The organism is Paraburkholderia sp. BCC1884 (assembly GCF_900996225.1).
In the GTDB taxonomy this organism is placed as follows: domain Bacteria; phylum Pseudomonadota; class Gammaproteobacteria; order Burkholderiales; family Burkholderiaceae; genus Paraburkholderia.
Map to the genome: position 1 here is coordinate 342,333 of NZ_CAAJGL010000090.1, position 20,743 is coordinate 363,075.

Below are 20,743 nucleotides of genomic sequence, written 5' to 3' on the forward strand. Positions count from 1 at the left end.
GCTGCGTGCGCCTATTGGGTCTGTGTCTGTGTCTGCGACACCGCGGCTCCGCTTTGCGCAGCAGGCATAGCTGCTCCGCTTTGCGCAGCAGGCATAGCTGCTCCGCTTTGCGCAACAGGCATAGCTGCTCCGCTTTGCGCAGCAGGCACCGCCGCTCCGCTCTGCGCAACAGGCACTGCTACGCCGCTCTGCGCGGCAGGCACAGCCGATGCCGCCGGCACCGGCGCCGGTGCGGCTACCTCGCCTGTTTCGCGATTCATTTGCGACGCGTCCCAGCCGCCGCCCAGCGCCTTCACCAGACCCACCGACGACACCATCCGCTGGCCCGCGATGTTTTCCAGCTTCTGCTCGGCGGTGAAGGCGGTAGTTTGCGCGGTCAGCACGTTGACGTAGCCGACCGTGCCCGCCTTGTACTCGTTCGTCACGATGGCGAGCGCCTGACGGGCCGAATCCACCGCTTGCCGCTGCACGACGATTTCCTGTTCGAGGATGCGCTGCGACGCGAGGTTGTCCTCGACATCCTGGAACGCGGCCAGCACCGTTTGCCGGTAGCTCGCGACGTCCTGATCGTAGGCCGCGCGCGCCGCGTCGGTCTTTGCCTGGCGCAAGCCGGCGTCGAAGAGCGTGCCGGCCAGTTGCGGGCCGAGGGTCCAGAAGCGCGACGGCGCAGTCAGCAACTGCGAGAAGATGGAATTTTCGAATCCACCGCTGGCGGACAGTGTAAGTGTCGGGAAGAACGCAGCGATCGCCACGCCGATCTGCTCGTTTGCCGCCGCCGCTTTGCGTTCCGCCGATGCGATGTCCGGACGCCGCTCGAGCAGCGCCGACGGCATCTGCGCCGGTACGGCGGGCGGCGTGGCGGCAAGCGGCGACGGCGGAATCGCGAAGGCCGACGCCGGTTCGCCGACCAGCACCGCGATCGCATGTTCGTCCTGGGCACGCTGTACGCCGTTGTCGATGGCCGCTGCCTGCGCCGATTGCAGTTGCGTTTGCGCCTGAATCACGTCGGAGCGTGCGGCGACGCCGGCGGCGTACTGGTTCTGCGTGACTTGCAGCGAGCGCTGATAAGCCGCGACGGTGTCGTCGAGTAGCTTCTGGGTCGAGTCGAGGGCGCGCAGTGAGAAGTAGGTTTGCGCGAGCGTAGCCTGGGCCGAGAGCCGTGCGTTGGCGAGATCCGCCGCCGCGCCCTGTTGACCGGCTTTCTGCGAATTGACCGAACGGGTAACCGAACCCCACAGATCAGGCTCCCAACTGGCGTCGAGTTGCACATTAAAGCTGTTGTTGACGCCCGAGCGGCTCGTTGCCGTGGTCGAATTCCCGCCCGACGACACGCCGTTGCCCGAGCGCGTGGCGCCCGCCGATGCGCCGACTGTCGGGAAATACGCGGCACGCGCCTCGCCGACCAGCGCGCGGGCCTGGCGGTACGCGGCGGCATATTGCGCAACCGTCTGGTTGGCGACATTCAGCTTGTCTTCCAGCGCGTTGAGTTGCGGGTCCTGATAGATCGTCCACCAGTCGCCGCGATCGTGCTGATCGGCCGGCTCGGCCACTTTCCAGCCTGGCGCGGCTTCCTTGTACGAAGCGGGGATCTCGGCGGCAGGCCGCTTGTAGTCCGGGCCGACAACGCAAGCCGCCAGCAGGCTGGTGAGAGCCGCTGCGACGGCGAGGGTCAGGGCGCGAGGCACGAGTGTCCGCGCACGCACGATTCGATCAGACTGCATGCAATGAATTCCTTCTGGACGCCGCGGCGCGGCCGATGGCGGCACCGCCGGCCGGGCGAGATCTTGGTCTGCCGGAATGTTAGCGTATGAGCCCGCCGGAAGCGGGAAACCGAAAGGTTAATGCGAGGAAGGAGGCAGGTGTGTTACTGAGGGTGTCTTGAAGGTTACGTGCTGTTACTGAACCGGCCCTAAGCGCGCGAATCCGCTGATTTAGTCTGACGGGCCTGCTTGCCGGCAGCGGCACGGCAAGGCGCATCGCCGCGAGCCTGGCAAGGGCCGGTGCCGCTGTGGCTGGCAGTTTGCCCGATCGTGCCAGTTGAACCAGAACCGGCCTTCGCGATGGCGGCTGGCGCCGCCTTGCCCATGGCCGTTTCAGTTTGCCCGCCCTTGCGCCCCCGCCGATGCTCGACCCACGCCAGCACCACCACGCCGACCGACCCACCCGGCAGAATGAACAGCACCGCGAAGAGTGCGAGTTTCCACCAGCGGTGCGGCCCTTGAAAGCTACTCAGCGCGGAATCGGTCAGGGAGCGGCTCCAGCCGCCAAGCGTGTTTTTGAGGTACAGCATCGGAAAAATCCTTTGTGCGCGTCGCTCTTGCGGCGGGCAGACAATCGGTCAGAACATAGTCTCGGGTGGCGCGGATCGCGCGTAACTCGTTGCCTGCAATAATATTGACTATGCAATTAAATTTCAAGATACTTTGCCTCGCGTGCGAGGTCCGTGTTGTTTTTCGGCGGATCGCCCTACGTGAAATCAGGTTTGACTTGTCTGCTTAGGCAGCTAAAATCCGATCTGCTTGCTGACGTTGCCCGGATACACGATGACTGAAGGTCCCTACAAGCCCGACGAGATCCACCTCGAATCGAGTCTCGGCTATTACCTGTCGAAAGCGCGGAACGTGCTGGTCGAACGGACGGATCGCGCGGTCAGGCCGTTGGGGCTGACCGCGCAGCAGATCGGCGTGATCCTGATGTTGTTTTCGGGTCGCGCGAGCACGCCGTTCGAGCTGTCGCGTGCCATGTCTTACGACAGCGGATCGATGACGCGTCTGCTCGATCGCCTTGAAAAGAAAGGCTTTGTGGTGCGTACGCGAAGCGACGCCGATCGCCGCATGGTCAAGCTCGAACTGACGCCGCAAGGGCAAATTGCGGCGAAGCAACTTCCCGAACTGGGCGCAGCGGTCCTCAACGAGCAGTTGCGCGGCTTTTCCAGCATGGACCTCGCGACTTTGATCGATCTGCTTGGGCGTTTCATTGCAAACGGAATCGACGAAGGAGCCAGCGCGGGCTGTGATCTGGGACCGGATCGCGTGGGGCCTTCGCCCGAGTTCGAACCGTTACCGCCGGAAGACGGCAAGGCATAACCAGGAGGCGCGTTTTCGAAGCGCCATTGTCTGAATATATCTGTCTGGGCAGAGGATGATACGGCATGTAAGCACCCCGTTCATCGCGGGAGATAAAGCTGCCGTGACAAGCTTTCCTGGCTGAGGAGAAGAATCAATGGACGCCACGGCATCCGCCGCCGATCTGCCCGCCGCCGAACTCGCGCCGCTCAAAGGCGGCATGCTCGCGCTGCTCACGGTCGGCCTGGCACTCGGCACGTTCATGGAAGTGCTCGACACGTCGATTGCGAACGTCGCGGTGCCGACGATTTCCGGCAGCCTCGGCGTGGCGACCAGCCAGGGCACATGGGTGATCTCGTCGTATTCGGTCGCCTCGGCGATCGCCGTGCCGTTGACCGGCTGGCTCGCGCGCCGGGTCGGCGAGGTGCGGCTTTTCACGCTCTCCGTGCTGCTGTTCACGATTGCCTCGGCGTTGTGCGGCTTCGCGCACAACTTCGAGTCGCTGATTGCGTTCCGGCTGCTGCAAGGGCTGGTCTCGGGGCCGATGGTCCCGCTGTCGCAAACGATCCTGATGCGCTCCTATCCGCCGGAAAAGCGCGGCCTCGCGCTCGGCCTCTGGGCGATGACCGTGATTTGCGCGCCGATCTTCGGTCCGGTGATGGGCGGCTACATCACCGACAACTACACGTGGCCGTGGATCTTCTACATCAATGTGCCGATCGGGTTGTTTTCGGCGGTGTGCGCCTATCTGCTGCTGCGCGGCCGCGAGACGAAAACCACCAAACAGCGTATCGACGCGGTCGGCCTCGCCTTGCTGGTGATCGGCGTGTCGTGCCTGCAGATGGTGCTCGACCTCGGCAAGGACCGCGACTGGTTCAATTCGAATTTCATCGTCGCGCTGGCGGTGATTGCGGTCGTGGCGATCGCCTTCATGCTGGTGTGGGAGATGACGGAGAAGGAGCCCGTAATCGATCTCTCGCTCTTCAAGGATCGTAACTTCGCGCTCGGCGTGCTGATCATCTCGTTCGGCTTCATGGCCTTCTTCGGCTCGGTGGTGATCTTTCCGCTCTGGCTACAGACCGTGATGGGTTATACCGCCGGGCTCGCCGGACTCGCGACCGCACCGGTCGGTCTGCTCGCGCTGTTTCTGTCGCCGATGATCGGCAAGAACATGCACCGTTTGAATCTGCGTGTGGTGGCGAGCTTTGCGTTCATCGTGTTCGCTTTCGTCTCGTTCTGGAACTCGACCTTCACGCTCGATGTGCCGTTCAATCACGTGATCTGGCCGCGGATCGTGCAAGGTATCGGCGTGGCGTGCTTCTTCGTGCCCATGACCACCATTACGCTCTCCAGCGTATCGGACGACAGGCTCGCCAGCGCTTCCGGCCTATCGAATTTCTTCCGGACGCTGTCAGGCGCAATCGGCACGGCAATCAGCACGACGTATTGGGAAAACGACACGATCTACCATCACGCGATGCTGACCGATTCAGTCAACGTCTACGCCGACAACACCAACGCGTATACGAACGCGCTGGCCGGCATCGGCCTCTCTGGCGACAGCATCACCGCGCAATTGAATCAGGTGGTGACCGCACAGGCGTATATGTTGGCCACCAACGACTTCTTCCGCATCTCCTGCGCGGCGTTCCTCGCGCTCGCGGTGCTGGTGTGGATCACCAAGCCGCGCGAGGGCGTCGGCCCTTCGATGGGCCACTGATTCGACACCGTACGGGCCGCGTTTTCTCCGCGGCCCGATTCGCTATTGCGTGAGCGTTTCGCCGTTCGTCGGCGGGATCGATTGCCCGGTGGAATCAGGATGCGTTGCCGAAGGTGCGGACTGCTGCGAAGGCTTCATGTTGGTAGCAACGCCGCGCACATATTCCTTAAAATCGGCGCCCGCCTCCCATGGGTTCGGCTTGCAGCCCATCGAGCCGTCGCAATGCGCAGCAAAACCGATGGTCGCGGTACCGTCCGGGTTCGGCGCACGCGTGATCTGATAAGCCAATGCGCGCTTGCCGCCGTCCGGGCCGGCAGTCTGGATCAGCGTGTCGGTCGAGGACTCGATCCTGTAGGTCGAATGGCTCGTGACCCATGCCTGGGCGCGCTGCCACCAGAGATCGCACTCGGTCTTGTTCGAGCACGTCAACGGCGTTGTCGCGATCTGCATGACGTTCGGATCGACCTGACCTTGCGTCGAACATCCGGCGACCGCGACGATACACAACACGGACAGCAGACCTTTTTTCATCACGTCGATACCTCCCTCACTGGAGCGTGTCATGACAGTTTGGACCATGGCATCGGTAGGGTGTTTCATCTGCGTCAGAGAATCGTCAGGCGCAACGGAGAATTTGCCGATCGCGTTCGTCTCGTTGCGCCAGTCGACGTAGCCGTTACCGGCGCGGGCAACAAAAAAGCGGCCAGGCCGCTTTTTCATCACATCACATCACATCACATCGCATCGCCAACCTCGCGACGCTCATCGTTCTTCAGACACTGAAACGGTTCAACGTATACGCCCGATAAGCCGCGACGAACGCGTCGAACGAGCCGACTTCTTCCTGTTCCAGCTTCGCTTGTTCCGCCAGCGATTGAGCGGCGAGGTCCGTGAAAGTCTTCACCGCTTCGGCATCCAACGGACGCGCGCGGAAATATGCGGCGTGCGCCTCGCTCTGTTCGAGGCCGAAGGCGAGGAAACTCTGCTGCTTGTCGCGCATGGTTTGCAGCACACGGGCCGACGGCGTGAGCGATGCATCGGCGAGTTTCGTGCGCTGAACCGCGACGGCGCGTGCATGTGCGTCGCCGCCTTGCAATGCGTCGAGCGCGGCGGCCGCCGCGTCGATCTTGAGCAGCAGTTCGTCGGCCCAATCCATCATGGCGACTGGCTGGCCGTCGCGCGTCAGTTCGAGGCCCGGCTTGCGGCCTTCCATCGTCACGCGGCCGAAATTCTGGTTCGCTTCCGCATAAGCGTCCGGTGGCAGCGGCGCGCTGTCGTCAAGCGCGCAAACCAGCAGGTAGGCGTCGAGAAAGCGCGACGTCTCGAGCGAAATGCCGGTCGGTTCGAACGGATCGATGTCCATACAGCGCACTTCGACGTATTGCACGCCGCGCGCGGCGAGCGCATGCAGCGGACGCTCGCCCGGATACGTGACGCGCTTCGGACGAATGGTCGAGTAGAACTCGTTTTCGATCTGCAGCACGTTCGTGTTGATCTGCACCCACTCGCCGTCGCGCTGCGTGCCAATCGCTTCGTACGCCGGATAAGGCTGGCTCACGGCCTTCGCGAGCGCGTCGAGATAGCCCGGCAGCGTGTCGTAGTCGGCATGCAGTTCGGCTTGCGCCGTGGTGTTCGAGTAGCCGAGGTCGCTCATGCGCAGGCTCGTGGCGTACGGACGGTACAGCGTGTCGGCGTCGAAGCTGTCGAGCGTGTGTTTGCGATCGCGGAGAAACCGTCGATCCAGCGCCGGCGACGCGCCGAACAGATACATCAGCAGCCAGTTGGTGCGCCGAAAATTGCGGATCAGCGCGAGATAACGTTCGGACTGGAAATCGACGGCGCTCGCCGTGGATTGCTGGTCGGCATGCAGCAGCCGCCACACTTCTTCGTTCAGCGAATAGTTGTAGTGAATACCCGCGATGCACTGCATGGTGCGCCCGTAACGCAGCGCGAGGCCGATGCGATACACGTACTTCAGCTTGCCGATGTTCGAGTCGCCGTAACGCGCGATGGGAATGCCGTCGTCGGTATCGGGCAGGAGGCCCGGCATGGAGTTGTTCCACAGGATCTCGTTGCCGAGTTCCGCGTAGACAAATCGATGCAGCGTGTCCAGCTTCTCCAGCGTGAGCGCGACGTCCTGTTCGGCCGGCGTGATCAGTTCGAGCAGCGCTTCGGAATAGTCGGTGGTGAGCGAGGGATGCGTGAGTGCCGAGCCGAGCACGCGCGGATGCGGCGTTAGCGCGAGCTGGCCCTCATGCGTGACGCGCAGGCTTTCCTTTTCGATGCCGCGCAGGCCGCGTATCAGCGCATCGCGCTGCGGGCCTGAGGTCAGCACGGACAGGCGGTGCAGGAACGCGTCGGTCGTGCGGGAAGGTGTCGTGTTTGGCATTGATGCGAGTCGGGCGTTGTCGGCCGCCATGTGCCGCTTCACTGCTCGCGGGCAGCATTGCGCGGTTGACAACGTTCGGCGGAATTTTCAGTAGCGGGCACTTTAACATCTCGCCAGAACCGCTGCTTGAGGCCGCTTCGGCAGGGCATTCGCGAGTCGGAGCAGGCCTGTTTTCCGGCCCGATTCACCCGCTTGCACCTGCTCACTCTACTCGCCGTACGACTCGCGCGCGAGCCGTGTCTATTGCTTCAACACGGCTTGGAGTCAACCGCCGCGCGCCGCGCCAGACCGGTCGGCCACTTCGTTCCAGAGATGCATCGCCGCATACGCGCGCCATGGCCGCCACGTGTCGGTGCGAAGGCGCTGCTGCGTTGGCCGCACGAGCGACGGGTCGCGCGCGCAGATCGCCTGCATCAATACGAGGTCCCATGCGGGCCACGCGTCGGCATCGCGCCATGCACGCATGGCGACATACTCGACGGTCCATGGCCCGATGCCGGGCAGCGCGAGTAACGCGGCGCGCAAGACGTTGGCGTCGGCCGTGCTGTTGTCGAGCGGCACGGCGCCGGTGGCGACGGCATGCGCAAAGCTCTGCAAGGCGGCTACGCGTTTACCCGGCATGCCGATCTTTTCGAGATCGACTGCGGCCAATGCAGCAGGCGTGGGAAAGCGCCATGCAGTGTTTTCATGCGGATGCCCTTCGATGCGTTGACCCGCACGTTGCACCAGCCGTCCGATGATGGTGGTCGCCGCCTTCACGCTGACCTGCTGACCGACGATCGCGCGCACCACCAGTTCGAAGCCCGACCATGCGCCCGGCACGCGCAACCCGGGCGCGGCTTCGATCAGCGGCGCGAGCCAGGGGTCCTTGGCCAGTTCGGCGCCGATCTTCTTCGGATCGGCATGCAGGTCGAACATCTTTGCGATGGGCGTGGCGAGCGTGTCGGCGTGACGGCTCGCGGGGCCTTCGATGCTCGCGACCAGGCAGCGCTTGCGCGGATGCAGGCGCACGCTAAGCGTGCCACCATCGCCGTTCCAATCGATGGCGCGGCGATACGCGCCGTCCTCCACCGCTTCGACGCCTGGCGTCGAGCGGCCGCCGAAGAAACGCAGCAGACGTGGCCAGTCGAAAGGTGCTTTGAACGGCAATTCAAGGGTAGCGACTTCGTCGAGCGTGCTCACGCGGCATGGTCCAGGTTCGGGGTCGTGTCGGCGTCGGCTCGAGTCGCTGTGCCGCGCTCGCTGGAAGAACGCTCGCCGGCATGTTGCGCTTCGTTATCGAGCAGCGCGGCCTTGCGTGGCAGACCCCAGCGATAACCCGCCAACGCCCCGCTCTTTTGCACGACGCGATGACATGGAATCGCGAGCGCCACCGGGTTGGTCGCGCAGGCGCTCGCCACGGCACGCACGGCGCGCGGCGCACCGACCGCCTCGGCGATCTGCGAATAGCTGCGCGTTTCGCCGTAGGGAATGTGCCGCAGCGCTTCCCAAACACGCTGCCGGAACGAGGTCGCGGCGATGTCTAGCGGTAGATCGAAATCCTGACGGGTGCCGCGCAAATAGGCGTCGACTTGGGCGATGAACGGGGCGAGCCGTTGCGGGTCTTCCACCAGGTCTGCGTTGGCGAATTCGCCGCGCAACTCGTCGGCGAGTTCGGCGGCGTCGTCGCCGAAACCGATTTTGCAGATGCCTTTGTCGGTCGCGGCGACCAGCACGAAGCCGAGCGCGGTCGATGCGCTGGCATAACGGACGGTGAGCCCCGCGCCCTTGCGCCGATAAGCGGACGGCGACATGCCCAGTTCCGCCGACGCACTGTCATACATGCGCGATGGTGAGCCGAAGCCGGCGTCGAGCGTGGCGCGGGTGACGTCGGTGCCGCTTTGCAGCGCGTCGCGCAACGCGGCGCCACGTTGCGCCGCCTGATACTGGCGCGGCGTGACGCCGACCACGCGCTTGAAGAGTCGCTGAAGATGGAATGGGCTGACGTGCACGGCGTCGCTCAATTGCGCGAGCGTGAGGCGTTGCTGCGGATCGGCGTCGAGCGCGGCGCACGCGCGGTTGACGATCTCCAGTTCGCGCGGCAAGCCGCCGGGCTGACAGCGTTTGCAGTCGCGAAAGCCCGCGGCGCGCGCGGCGGCGGCATCGCCGAAAAAGGCCACGTTTTCGCGACGCGGCTGGCGCGATGCGCACGACGGACGGCAGAACACGCCCGTGGTTCTGACGGCATAGAAAAAAGCGCCGTCGGCCTGCGGTTCGCGGCGCGTGACGGCTTCCCAGCGTTCGTCGTCCGAATTCCAGTGGGCGATGTCAGCGGCGGTGTCGTTAGGATTGCGGTTCATGATGATGGTCCCGATGAGCGATGTCGATGCTCATCAATGTAGGCCGTCTGCCGACCGGCTACGCCTCGGTTCTTGCTCTGTCATTGCGCGGCTCCGTAGCCTCAAAGCGCCGCCAGGCCGTCGATTGCCGACAAAGTGCGACATTTTGGCCCGATATCGGGTTTTCCCTTAAAAAGTTATTGCGTCGCACCAACCCCATGTGTATATTAGTACTTGTCTCCTCCATGTCTCCTCCTGATATGGATTCAGCCCGCTCCACATAGAGCGGGCTTTTTTTCGTCTGCCGATTCCTGGCGCGATCCGAGCCACGCCCTCAGCGTCCGCTCTCGCAACGCCGCCCTTTCTCCTAAACTGGCTATTCATCCGTTCTGCGAACCAGCCGGGGGCGCTTCACATGAAAATTCACATTCGCGAAATTGACCACGTCGTCATTCGGGCGTCGAACGTCGAGACCATGGCGCGCTTTTACTGCGACGTACTCGGCTGCAGCCTCGAAAAGGAGCAGCGCGATCTGGGGCTCACGCAATTACGCGCGGGGCGTTCGTTGATCGATCTGTTGCAGGTCGGCGCGCGGCTAGACCACGCGGAAAACGGCGTGCCCGGCGCGGGGCGGAACATGGATCACGTGTGTTTGCGCGTCGAGCCCTTCGACGCGGATGCACTCGAGGCGCATCTCTCCGAACACGGCGTCAAGCTGGGCGAGGTGGGATTGCGCTATGGCGCGGACGGGTTTGGTCCGTCGCTGTATCTGTTCGACCCGGAGGGCAATATGGTCGAACTCAAAGGGCCGCCGGAGGCGGCGCGGGCGACATCGTTGTAGACGGTTTCACGAACCGCTTGAGCAACGCACGCCGACCCTGAAATTGGCGTAAGAACGCGCCCACGCGCTCAAGCGTTGGCGGGCGCCTTCAATACCGTCCACTCGATTTTCACCGCATCGGCGTCGGCGCTGCCGAGCCATGCTTCGCCGTCCTGGACGGTGCATTGCAGCCGCATCGTGCGTTCGGCGAGCGAGCCAAGCGATGCCGCGATGTCTTCGCCAAGTGTCCACACGGTGACATTGCGCATGCGTTCCACCTTGCTGCGCACGCCTTGCCACCAGATGTCCGACGTACGGCCGCCGTACGCGACCACGATCACTTCGTTCGAGCGGCCGCTCGCCTTCGCGATACGCCGTTCGTCCGGCTGGCCGACTTCGATCCAGGTCTGGATCGCGCCGGTGAGATCTTTCTCCCACAAATCCGGTTCGTCGACGTCCGACAGACCTTTGCAGAATTCCAGGCGTTCCTGCGCGAACAGCGCGAACGCGGCGACGCGGACCATCATCCGTTCGTCGGTTTCCGAGGGATGGCGGGCGATCGTCAGCGAATGGTCGGCGTAATAGTGCCGGTCCATGTTGGCGATCTGCAGTTCCGCCTTGTATATCGTCGATTTGAGAGCCATGCCGTTGCTAAACCAGGCGCTCGCTCCACCGGAGCGAACAGAAAAAGAATCGTCGACGGCGCGTTGCCGTTTTCGGTGTTTGTCGTACATGTCCGCGTCTCCCCCGCCGTTTGCCGGCGGTTCATACGACGGAAGAAGCATTTATCGCGCCACTGTCGGCTCAAAAGCACTGCCGTACACCTCGCTGGCGGCTTCCCGCAAGGCGTCCAGCACCACGGAGGCCGCCGGCGACAGGAGATGCGACTGGCGCGTGATGATACCGAATGTATCCATCCTGCACGGTAAATCGATCGGTACGCGTTTCAGGACGCCATACTGTTGGTACTGACGCGCCACTTCGTCAGGTAACACCGCCAACATGTCGCTTTGGAGAAGCAGGCTCGAAATCGCCAGAAAATTGTTGGTATTGACCACGTTTTGCGGCGGATTGAGCCCGATTTGCGAAAACATCAGATCGAAGCGATGGCGTAATACGCTGCCCGGCGGGTGCAAAACCCAGCTTGCGTTGACGATTCCGCGCAGTGTCAAACCTGTCTCATTTTCGAGAGGATGACCAGGACGGGCGACCACGCACAGCGGTTCGTCGGCGAGCGGTTCGTAGCGCACCTCTGCTTTGAACTGGTTTTGCCGCTCCAGCACGCGGCCGATCATGATATCCAGTTCGCCTTCGGCGAGCCGCGGCAGCATGACGTCGGAGGTTTCCACCTCCGCCCATATTTGCAACTGCGGATAGCGTTCTTTCACGCTGGCGATCGCGCGCGGCACCATCGTCGCGGCCGCTGCCGCAATGACGCCGATGCGCACCTGACCGGCCAGACCCGCGCGCAACGCGGAGATTTCGTCGTGCGCATGGCTCAGATTCGACAGCACCATGCGCGCGTGACGGATCATGACCTCACCGTACAGCGTGGCATGCATGCCATGCGGTGTGCGGTCGAACAGGCTGACGTCCAGCATGTCCTCGAGTTCTTTTAAAAGACGCGACGCGGCAGGCTGGGTCATGCCGAGCACGTCGGCTGCGCGTCGCACGTTGCCCTCCTCTTCCATCGCCGCCAGCAGCAGCAATTGCCTTGTCTTGAGCCGCGCCCGCACGAACCAGTTCGAGTAGCTACGCGTCATGGCCTGTCTCCCAACATTTTAATCAGCCGGCCCAGAGCCGGCTGGCGGGCAGTTCGCCCTGTCTGACGCTCATGATGCCATACCGGAATTGATATCGGGATAGCCTAAAAAGGGATTGGAAAGTTATTGGGGCGCCTCATACCATTCGTGGACTTTCTGAGCTTCCTCACGTGGCGCCTTTTCCGTCGATGAACCGCGATCCGCTCGTCCCACTCGTTACCAGTCCGTTTCGCCATTACATCAATGGCGGATGGGAGACAGGCGCGACCACGGGCGTGTCGCTGAACCCGTCGGATCTGGATGAACTGGTCGGCGACTACGTGCGTGCCGACGTGCGGCAAACCGATAGCGCAATCGAAGCCGCGCATGCGGCGTTTCGCGAATGGTCGCTGGGCTCGGCGCAGCGCCGCGCCGACGCGCTCGATGCGATCGGCAGTGAGATCCTGGCGCGTCGCGATGAACTCGGCCGGCTGCTCGCGCGTGAAGTCGGCAAGACCCTGCCGGAAGCCTGGGCCGAAGCGACCCGCGCCGGCCAACTCTTCAAGCTGGCCGCCGCCGACGCCTTGCGCTCGTTTTTCCAGCCCGTGATGTCGGCGCGCGCCGGCGTCGAGATCGATCTGACGCGCGAACCGCTGGGCGTCATCGGCATCATCGCGCCGTGGAGCGAGCCGCTGGCGATCGCTGCGGCGAAGCTTGGCGCCGCGCTGGCCCATGGTAATTGCGTCGTCTTCAAACCGGCCGAATCGACGCCGGCGTGCGGCGCGGCGTTGGCATCGATCATCAGCCGCGCAGGTCTTCCCGCAGGCGTCTTCAATCTCGTGATGGGCAGCGGCCGTCAGGTCGGCGCGCGGATCGTCGCGCATCCGCTGGTGGCGGCGATCAGCTTCACCGGGTCGGCGGAAAACGGTACGCGGGTGCTACAGGCCGCCGCAGCACGGCAGGCACGCGTGCAACTGGAGATGGGTGGCAAGAATCCCTTCGTGGTGTTGGCCGATGCCGATCTCGATAGCGCTGTCGACGCAGCGTTGAGCGGCGCCTATGGATCGACCGGCCAGCGCAGTACGTCGGCGGCCCGGCTGATCGTCGAGCGCGCCGTGTACGAGCCTTTCGTCGATGCCTTGCAGACGAAGCTGGCCGGGCTCACGGTGGACCACGCGTTGAAGCACGGCACGGACATCGGCCCGGTCGCGAACGCCGCCCAACTCGAACGGAATCTCGACTATGTACGCATCGGCCTGCAGGAAGGTGCGCAATTGCTGCGCGGCGGCCGTCAACTGGAGCGTGCGACCCGTGGCTATTTTTTTGAGCCTGCGCTATTCGCAGGTGAACCGGAACACCGCATCGCGCGTGAAGAAATTTTCGGTCCGCTCGCCGTGGTGCTGCGCGCGGAGGACTACGACCACGCGCTGCATCTCGCGAACGATTCGGCATACGGCTTATGCGCCGGCATCTGCACACGTTCGCTGAGCCGGGCGCGGCATTTCCGCCGCCACGTCCAGGCCGGCCTCGTGACGATCAATCTGCCGACGACCTCGGTCGAGCACCACGCGCCGGGAGGCGGCCGCAAGGCGTCCGCCTATGGCGCCACCGACGCCACTTTCTGGACGACCGTGAAAACGGCCTACGTGGCGGGCTGATCGCGATGACACACGATCGTCCCTACGTTCTGCCGCCCGCACATCGCACCGCTTACGCACGCCCCGGCTGACGCCGCCGTGCATCGCCCCGCTGCAATTAAACGAAATCAATGCAGCCTTTCAACGTCAGGAGACAAACCATGACCAGCAAGCTTCGCCGTTTGACGCTAACCGCGATGGCCGCCGCCGCCCTCGCCGCGCCCTTTGCCGCCCAACTGTCCGCGCACGCGGATGCGCCGCTCAAAGTCGGCTTCCTCGTGAAGATGCCGGAACAGGCATGGTTCATCAACGAACAGAAAGCGGCCACCGCGCTCGGCCAGAAGGACGGCTTCTCGGTCGTCAACATCGGCACGCCCGACGGCGAAAAAGTGCTGGCCGCAATCGACAACCTCGGTGCGCAAGGCGCCAAGGGCTTCGTGATCTGCGCGCCCGACGTGCGTCTCGGACCGGCGATTCAGGCGCGCGCGAAGCGCTACAACATGAAGTTCGTCACCGTCGACGATCAACTGGTCGACTCCACCGGCAAGCCGCTGCCGAACGTGCCGCACCTGGGCATGTCCGCGTTCAAGATCGGCAATCAGGTTGGCCAGGCGATCAGCGAGGAAATGAAACGCCGCGGCTGGAAGCCGGAAGAAGTCGGCGCGTTGCGTATCACGAACTACGAACTGCCGACCGCGAAACTGCGCACCGACGGCGCGACGGAATCACTGCTGGCCGGCGGCTTCAAAAAGGAAAACATCTTCGACGCCCCGCAAAAAACAACCGATGACGAAGGCGGCTTCAACGCATCGTCGCCGGTGCTCGCGCAGCATCCGAACATCAAGAAGTGGGTGATCTTCGCGCTCAACGAGGAAAGCGTACTGGGCGGCGTGCGCGCTACCGAGCAACTGCATATTCCGGCGGCGGACGTGATCGGCGTCGGCATCAACGGTGCGGGCGAAGCGTTCGCCGAATTCCAGAAGAAGGAGCCGACGGGCTTCTACGGCACGATCGCCGTGAGCTCGACGATGCACGGCAAGGAAAGCACGGAGAACCTCGTGGATTGGATCAAGGACGGCAAGCAGCCGCCCGCCGATACGCAAACCACCGGCAAGCTGATGGTGCGCAGCAACTGGCAGGACGTGCGCAAGGAACTCGGCATTTAAGCGGTAGTCGAGTTTTGCACGCTGCGGGCCGGCTCTCGTTCAGTTTTCATGCGAGAGCGCCCGCACAGCCTGTCCATCAGTTTGAGGTTTTCGATGACGGTTTCACACACTGAGTCCCTGGCTGGCGACGCGCCCTCGCCCGCCTCCGAATCGACCAAGCCGTATCTGCATCTCGACGGCATCACCGTGCGCTTTCCGGGCGTGCTCGCGCTCGATCAGGTCTCGCTCGAAGTTCGGCGTGGCGAAGTGCACGGCCTGATGGGCGAAAACGGCGCGGGCAAATCGACGTTGCTGAAGGTGTTGTCGGGTGTGAATCAACCCGCCGCCGGCAGCTTGTCGCTCGATGGCGTCGAGCAGCAGTTCACGACGACCAAGGCCGCCATCGCAGCCGGTGTGGCGATCATCTATCAGGAATTGCATCTTGTGCCGGAGTTGACGGTCGCCGAAAACCTGATGCTCGGTGCCCTGCCCAATCGCTTCGGCGTGTTGGACGAGAAAGCGCTGGTCGCGCGCGCGGTACGGGAGTTGGAGCGGCTTGGCGAAAAGATCGATCCGTCGCAACAGGTGAAGAATCTGTCGATCGGACAGCGTCAGATGATCGAAATCGGCAAGGCGTTGATGCGCGATGCGCGCGTCATCGCGTTCGACGAACCCACCAGTTCATTGTCGTCGCGCGAGACGACGCAACTGTTTCGCATCATCCGCGCGCTGAAGGCCGAAGGCCGCGCGATCGTCTACGTCACGCATCGGATGGACGAAGTCTACGAGCTATGCGATCGCGTCACCGTGTTTCGCGACGGCCGACGTATCGATACGCTCGAAGCGGGTGAAGGACTCGACCGCGATCGGTTGATCAGCTGCATGGTGGGCCGTTCAATCGCCGACGTGTACGGCTATCGCTCGCGCGAACTCGGCGACGTGCAACTCGACGTCAAGGCATTGATGGGACGCGGTCTGCGTGAACCGGCTTCGTTCAAAGCGCGCAAAGGTGAGATTCTTGGCTTCTTCGGCCTCGTCGGCGCAGGCCGCTCCGAGTTGATGAAGCTGATCTACGGCGCGGTGAAACCCGCTTCGGGCGAAATCGCGCTCAAGGGCGAACGCGTGCGCTTCGCCACGCCGCGCGATGCCGTGCGTGCAGGCGTCGCGCTCTGTCCGGAAGATCGCAAGCAGGAAGGCATCGTCTCGATCGCCTCGGTATCGGACAACCTCAACATCAGTTGCCGCCGGCACTTCAGCCGCTTCAACGTGCTCAATCGCCGCAAGGAAGCGCAAACGGCCAAAGAGTTCATCGGCAAGCTCGCCATCAAGACGCGCAACGGCGAAACGCCGATCGGCACGCTGTCAGGCGGCAATCAGCAGAAGGTGATTCTGTCGCGCTGGCTCGCGGAAGATATCGACGTCTTCCTGATGGACGAACCCACGCGCGGCATCGACGTCGGCGCGCGCAGCGAAATTTACGGCTTGCTGTATGGGCTTGCTGAAGCGGGCCGCACGGTCATCGTCGTATCCAGCGACCTCGCCGAAGTGATCGGCGTGGCGGATCGCGTGATCGTGATGAAAGAAGGCCGCATCGTCGGCGATCTGCCCAAAGCGCAGGCCACGCCCGATGCGCTGATCAAGCTCGCCCTGCCCCGCTGAGGCCGCCGCATTTAGCCAGATAACGAAGGCCGCGCACAACGCGTCATTGAAACGGAACACACATCATGCAGACACCTTCAACCGATTCCTCGACCCCAGCCGTCGCTTCCGCGGGACTGAGCGCGCGTGCCGCGCGCACCTGGGACCTGATCAACAAGTCCGGCATCGTGATGGTGTTCGTGATTCTGTTCGCGGCCCTGTCGTTCACCGTGCCGGAATTCCTGAGCTCGCGAAACATTCAGGGCCTGCTGCTCTCGGTCACGCTGATCGGCTCGATCTCCGTGACGATGATGTTCGTGCTCGCGCTCGGTGAAGTCGATTTGTCCGTGGCGTCGATCGTCGCGTTCGCGGGCGTGGTGGCGTCGACCTTGATTACCGCGACGCATAGCGTGACGATCGGCATTGCCGCCGGCGTGCTCGCGGGTGGCGCGGTTGGGTTGGTGAACGGCGTGCTGGTCGCGCGCTACAAGATCAACTCGTTGATCGTCACGCTGGCGATGATGGAAGTCGTGCGCGGCCTCGCCTACATCACCTCGAACGGCGACGCCGTGATGATTTCAGAGGAGCGTTTCTTCGACCTCGGCGGCGGCGCGTTCCTTGGCATTTCCTATCCGATCTGGAGCAACATCATCGGCTTCGTGCTGTTCGGCTTCTTGCTGAAGAAAACCGTCTTCGGCAAGAACGTGCTGGCCGTCGGCGGCAATAGCGAAGCGGCCCTGCTCGCGGGCTTGCCGGTCACGCGTATCAAGATCACAGTGTTCGTATTGCAAGGCCTAGTCACCGGGTTTGCAGGCGTGATGCTTGCGTCGCGGATGAGTCTGGGCGATCCGAAGACGTCGGTCGGACTCGAACTCGGCGTGATTTCGGCGTGCGTGCTCGGCGGCGTGTCGCTGACCGGCGGCGTCGCGACGATTTCCGGCGTGCTGGTCGGCGTGCTCATCATGGGCTCCGTGCAGGACGCGATGAGCCTGATGAACGTGCCGACCTTTTACCAATACCTGATTCGCGGCGGGATTCTGCTGCTCGCGGTGCTGTTCGATCAGTTCCGACGCAGCAAACGCGTCAACTGATGCACGCCCCGCACTACATGTTTGCCAACAGGAGATTTCATGGCTGATTCCAACCAGACTAAAAAGCCGCTGCGCAGCCAGGCGTGGTTCGGGCTCAAGGACCGCGACGGTTTTCTGCATCGCTCGTGGATGAAGAACCAGGGCATTCCGCACGATGAATTCGACGGACGCCCGGTGATCGGCATCTGCAACACGTGGTCGGAATTGACGCCGTGCAATGCGCATTTTCGCGAGCTCGCCGAGTACGTGAAAAAAGGCGTGCATGAAGCAGGTGGCCTGCCGCTCGAGTTTCCGGTGATGTCGCTCGGCGAAACCAATTTGCGGCCTACGGCGATGCTGTTTCGCAACCTCGCGTCGATGGACGTGGAGGAATCGATTCGCGGTAATCCGATGGACGGCGTAATCCTGCTGGTCGGCTGCGACAAGACCACGCCCGCGCTGCTGATGGGCGCGGCGTCGTGCAATCTGCCGGCGCTGGCGGTGTCGGGTGGGCCGATGCTCAACGGCCGGTTTCGCGGCAAGCATATCGGTTCGGGCACGGGCGTCTGGCAGATGTCGGAGGAGGTTCGCGCCGGCTCGATGACCCAGGAAGAATTCACCGAAGCCGAGTCGTGCATGAACCGCTCGCGCGGCCATTGCATGACGATGGGCACGGCCTCGACGATGGCCTCGATGGTCGAATCGCTCGGCATGGGCTTGCCGCACAACGCCGCGATTCCAGCGGTGGACGCGCGCCGTCAGGTGCTCGCGCATCTCGCGGGTCGGCGCATCGTCGACATGGTCCGCGAGGATCTGACGATGGACAAGATTCTCACGCGCCAGGCCTTCGAAAACGCGATTCGCACGAATGCGGCGATTGGCGGCTCGACCAATGCGGTGGTGCACCTGATCGCGCTGGCCAAGCGCATCGGGGTCGAGTTGTCGCTGGAAGATTGGGAACTGGGCTCGAACGTGCCGTGTCTCGTGAATCTGCAACCCTCCGGTGAGTACCTGATGGAGGATTTTTACTACGCGGGCGGTTTGCCGGCCGTGTTGAAGCAACTCGGCGAACAAGGGCTGTTGCATCGTGAAGCGCTGACCGTGAACGGCAAGACGATCTGGGACAACGTGCGCAACGCGCCGAATCACGACGAGAAAGTCATCACGACCTTCGCCGAGCCGTTCAAGCCGAAGGCGGGCATCGCCGTGCTCAAGGGCAACCTCGCACCGAATGGCGCGGTGATCAAGCCGTCGGCGGCGACGGCGCAATTGCTCAAGCATCGCGGCCGCGCGGTGGTGTTCGAGAACATCGAGGAACTGCACGCGAAGATCGACGACGACGCGCTCGATATTGACGAGCACTGCATCATGGTGCTCAAGGGCGCGGGGCCGAAGGGTTATCCGGGTTTCGCGGAAGTCGGCAACATGCCGCTGCCGAAAAAAGTGCTGCAAAAAGGCATCACGGACATGGTGCGTATTTCCGACGGCCGCATGAGCGGCACGGCCTATGGCACGGTGGTGCTGCACGTATCGCCGGAAGCGGCTGCAGGCGGCCCGCTCGCCTTCGTGCAGACCGGCGACATGATCGAACTGGACGTCGAAGCGCGGCGCCTGCATCTCGATGTCACCGACGAGGAACTCGCGCGTCGTCGCGGCGCATGGACGGCGCCCGAGCTGCCTAAGCGCGGTTATTACAAGCTCTATGTCGAACACGTGCTGCAGGCGGATCAGGGTGCGGATCTCGACTTCCTGGTGGGGTCGAGCGGCGCGCCGGTGCCGCGTGATTCGCATTGATCGGCATCGGCGAGTAACCGGTTAATCGTTGTTCCTGCGCTTTTGCGAGAAGGCGTACTGCCGACGCGGGCTGATAATCCGCGTCGGCTTTTTTCTGCGCGTCACCATCGGCGGCTGAAAAACATGGACGAAAAAAACGGCCGGGCATTCAATGCCCAGCCGCTCTTTAGCTCACAGGTTCTCAATCTTCAGCTTTTTTAAAGCTGGAGTTTTTCGCACGCAACATTCACCCCGGCATTCAGCCGAAGTCTCGAAATTCGAGATTATTGCCCGATAAAACTTATTGCTTGATGAACCGATCGTTTGCCCAGAGGCCTTCCGTATCGCTATTGCCCGAATTCACGAATTCGACGTCATGGCCGACCACCTTGACCACACGGAAGCTCGAGTTTTCCGGCGTGGAAACGCACTGATACCCGGAGAAGAATTCCTGCATCTTTTGCTGTTCGCCGGCTTGCGCATGCTGATCGGCGGCGTCGAGTTTATCCTTCGACAGGCAACCATAAGCATTAGCTTTGAACTGAATGGTTTGTTGCGGCTTGACCATGGCGTCTTGCGCCTGAACAGTCGCAGCGGCCAAACCTGCAATGGCGAAAACAAGGGCGATTCGCGTTTTCATATTTTCCTCCGGTGCGGGCTGAATGCTCAGGTTAGCTATCTATTTAAATTCAACGCCGAACCCGCAACTTGCACTTTAGAAGAACGTAGAAGAACAACAAGCACATCTTGTGTGCGGTCGCAACAGTGGCGAATTGTCGCAGCTAAGTCGCCCCTGCCTAAACCTTGGGCAGGCGTTCAAAATTGGCAGATTGAAACGGATAACTAAACGATGGTTAGGGCGCGCAGCTATTACCATCAAGCTTCACGGCGCGTATTGGCGTAAACGAGAAGCGTCAATTAAGCGATTTAATACAATTAATAGGTGGACTTGGTGCAATGCACACAAAGTCATTCGACCGATTAATCAAAAATCACGAAATAACGGTGTACGTGCAGAACTTAAACAGTGCCAGGCTGGCCGGGCGAGGTTGAGCACCGAAAACGCATAGTCGATGGCGAGTTCCAAGGCGGCGGTTGCCCTACAATGAAATCATGCTCCTGCGATCGGAGGCTATTGTGATCGAGCACTTGATTCTGGGCGTTTTCCTGGTGATTCCGTTACTCATCGTCGCGTTTCTTTTCTCGGACGAATTGTGGCAAGAACATCGTCACCTGCATGACATGCGGCCCGTCCCTGTGAGACCGCGCCGCATCGACTGGCGGCATCCGCTGCGTCGTTCGCGAGATCGTCTTTAAGCGATCGCCCAACTGTTTCACGAATCCTCGTGCGTGCTGCACTGCACGAATCGGGCGTGGCGTCGCCGCATTATCACCATCATCGCCGTCTGCCGCCGCACCATCGTGC

General features: G+C 62.5%; 18 protein-coding genes. 9 read left to right on the forward strand and 9 right to left on the reverse strand.

From position 1 onward, the window contains the following. Positions 1-11: 11 nt before the first annotated feature. Positions 12-1,721, reverse strand: coding sequence for an efflux transporter outer membrane subunit (locus tag FQ705_RS20395; protein WP_144143859.1), 1,710 nt, complete (start codon positions 1,719-1,721; stop codon positions 12-14). A 188-nt stretch (positions 1,722-1,909) separates the two neighbouring features. Further along, positions 1,910-2,290: a hypothetical protein gene (locus FQ705_RS20400; RefSeq protein WP_144143860.1), complete on the reverse strand. Its 381-nt coding sequence runs from the start codon at positions 2,288-2,290 to the stop codon at positions 1,910-1,912. Positions 2,291-2,543: 253 nt separating this feature from the next. Between FQ705_RS20400 and FQ705_RS20405 the strand changes: the two genes are divergently transcribed. Both FQ705_RS20405 and FQ705_RS20410 read left to right on the forward strand, forming a co-directional pair. Beyond that, positions 2,544-3,086: a MarR family winged helix-turn-helix transcriptional regulator gene (locus FQ705_RS20405; protein ID WP_144143861.1), complete on the forward strand. Its 543-nt coding sequence runs from the start codon at positions 2,544-2,546 to the stop codon at positions 3,084-3,086. A 136-nt stretch (positions 3,087-3,222) separates the two neighbouring features. After that, positions 3,223-4,785: a DHA2 family efflux MFS transporter permease subunit gene (locus tag FQ705_RS20410; RefSeq protein WP_144143862.1), complete on the forward strand. Its 1,563-nt coding sequence runs from the start codon at positions 3,223-3,225 to the stop codon at positions 4,783-4,785. A gap of 42 nt (positions 4,786-4,827) precedes the next feature. Here the strand turns inward: FQ705_RS20410 and FQ705_RS20415 are convergent, their stop codons facing one another. The 4 genes from FQ705_RS20415 to ada all read right to left on the reverse strand — a co-directional run bounded on the left by FQ705_RS20415 (position 4,828) and on the right by ada (position 9,513). Next, positions 4,828-5,316, reverse strand: a complete 489-nt coding sequence (locus FQ705_RS20415) for a hypothetical protein (protein ID WP_186307952.1) — start codon at positions 5,314-5,316, stop codon at positions 4,828-4,830. Positions 5,317-5,557: 241 nt separating this feature from the next. Further along, entirely contained in the window at positions 5,558-7,174 is a 1,617-nt protein-coding gene (gshA, locus tag FQ705_RS20420; protein WP_144143863.1) for a glutamate--cysteine ligase, read from the reverse strand. 264 nt (positions 7,175-7,438) lie between these two features. Beyond that, the gene (locus FQ705_RS20425) at positions 7,439-8,356 is read right to left on the reverse strand and encodes a DNA-3-methyladenine glycosylase family protein (protein ID WP_144143864.1); all 918 of its coding nucleotides are present in this window, start codon (positions 8,354-8,356) and stop codon (positions 7,439-7,441) included. Then, complete coding sequence (gene ada / locus FQ705_RS20430; RefSeq protein WP_144143865.1) at positions 8,353-9,513, reverse strand: bifunctional DNA-binding transcriptional regulator/O6-methylguanine-DNA methyltransferase Ada; 1,161 nt, start codon at positions 9,511-9,513, stop codon at positions 8,353-8,355. The genes FQ705_RS20425 and ada overlap by 4 nt, the downstream gene beginning before the upstream one ends. A gap of 394 nt (positions 9,514-9,907) precedes the next feature. Here ada and FQ705_RS20435 point away from each other — a divergent pair, with 394 nt between their 5' ends. Further along, a complete protein-coding gene (locus FQ705_RS20435) occupies positions 9,908-10,333 on the forward strand; it encodes a VOC family protein (protein ID WP_144143866.1) in 426 nt (141 codons plus the stop codon). 68 nt (positions 10,334-10,401) lie between these two features. Here the strand turns inward: FQ705_RS20435 and FQ705_RS20440 are convergent, their stop codons facing one another. Both FQ705_RS20440 and FQ705_RS20445 read right to left on the reverse strand, forming a co-directional pair. Continuing rightward, a complete protein-coding gene (locus FQ705_RS20440; protein WP_144143867.1) occupies positions 10,402-10,956 on the reverse strand; it encodes a YaeQ family protein in 555 nt (184 codons plus the stop codon). A gap of 141 nt (positions 10,957-11,097) precedes the next feature. Continuing rightward, a complete protein-coding gene (locus tag FQ705_RS20445) occupies positions 11,098-12,075 on the reverse strand; it encodes a LysR family transcriptional regulator (RefSeq protein WP_144143868.1) in 978 nt (325 codons plus the stop codon). A 188-nt stretch (positions 12,076-12,263) separates the two neighbouring features. Between FQ705_RS20445 and FQ705_RS20450 the strand changes: the two genes are divergently transcribed. From FQ705_RS20450 to FQ705_RS20470, 5 genes are all read left to right on the forward strand, one after another. Next, positions 12,264-13,712 carry an aldehyde dehydrogenase family protein gene (locus FQ705_RS20450; protein WP_144143869.1) on the forward strand — a complete coding sequence of 483 codons (1,449 nt, stop codon included), beginning with the start codon at positions 12,264-12,266 and terminating at the stop codon, positions 13,710-13,712. Positions 13,713-13,852: 140 nt separating this feature from the next. Continuing rightward, on the forward strand, positions 13,853-14,857 hold the full coding sequence (locus FQ705_RS20455; RefSeq protein WP_144143870.1) for an arabinose ABC transporter substrate-binding protein: 1,005 nt from the start codon (positions 13,853-13,855) through the stop codon (positions 14,855-14,857). 93 nt (positions 14,858-14,950) lie between these two features. Next, the gene (gene araG, locus FQ705_RS20460; protein ID WP_144143871.1) at positions 14,951-16,495 is read left to right on the forward strand and encodes an L-arabinose ABC transporter ATP-binding protein AraG; all 1,545 of its coding nucleotides are present in this window, start codon (positions 14,951-14,953) and stop codon (positions 16,493-16,495) included. Positions 16,496-16,560: 65 nt separating this feature from the next. Further along, complete coding sequence (gene araH, locus FQ705_RS20465) at positions 16,561-17,565, forward strand: L-arabinose ABC transporter permease AraH (protein ID WP_144143872.1); 1,005 nt, start codon at positions 16,561-16,563, stop codon at positions 17,563-17,565. A 39-nt stretch (positions 17,566-17,604) separates the two neighbouring features. After that, positions 17,605-19,338: an IlvD/Edd family dehydratase gene (locus FQ705_RS20470; RefSeq protein ID WP_144143873.1), complete on the forward strand. Its 1,734-nt coding sequence runs from the start codon at positions 17,605-17,607 to the stop codon at positions 19,336-19,338. Between the two features lie 280 nt (positions 19,339-19,618). On the opposite strand, the gene sap1 is transcribed toward FQ705_RS20470, so the two are convergent. Further along, positions 19,619-19,957, reverse strand: coding sequence for a surface attachment protein Sap1 (gene sap1 / locus FQ705_RS20475; protein WP_144143874.1), 339 nt, complete (start codon positions 19,955-19,957; stop codon positions 19,619-19,621). Positions 19,958-20,454: 497 nt separating this feature from the next. On the opposite strand from sap1, the gene FQ705_RS34840 reads away from it, so the two are divergent. Then, entirely contained in the window at positions 20,455-20,634 is a 180-nt protein-coding gene (locus tag FQ705_RS34840; RefSeq protein ID WP_144143875.1) for a hypothetical protein, read from the forward strand. Positions 20,635-20,743: the final 109 nt, after the last annotated feature.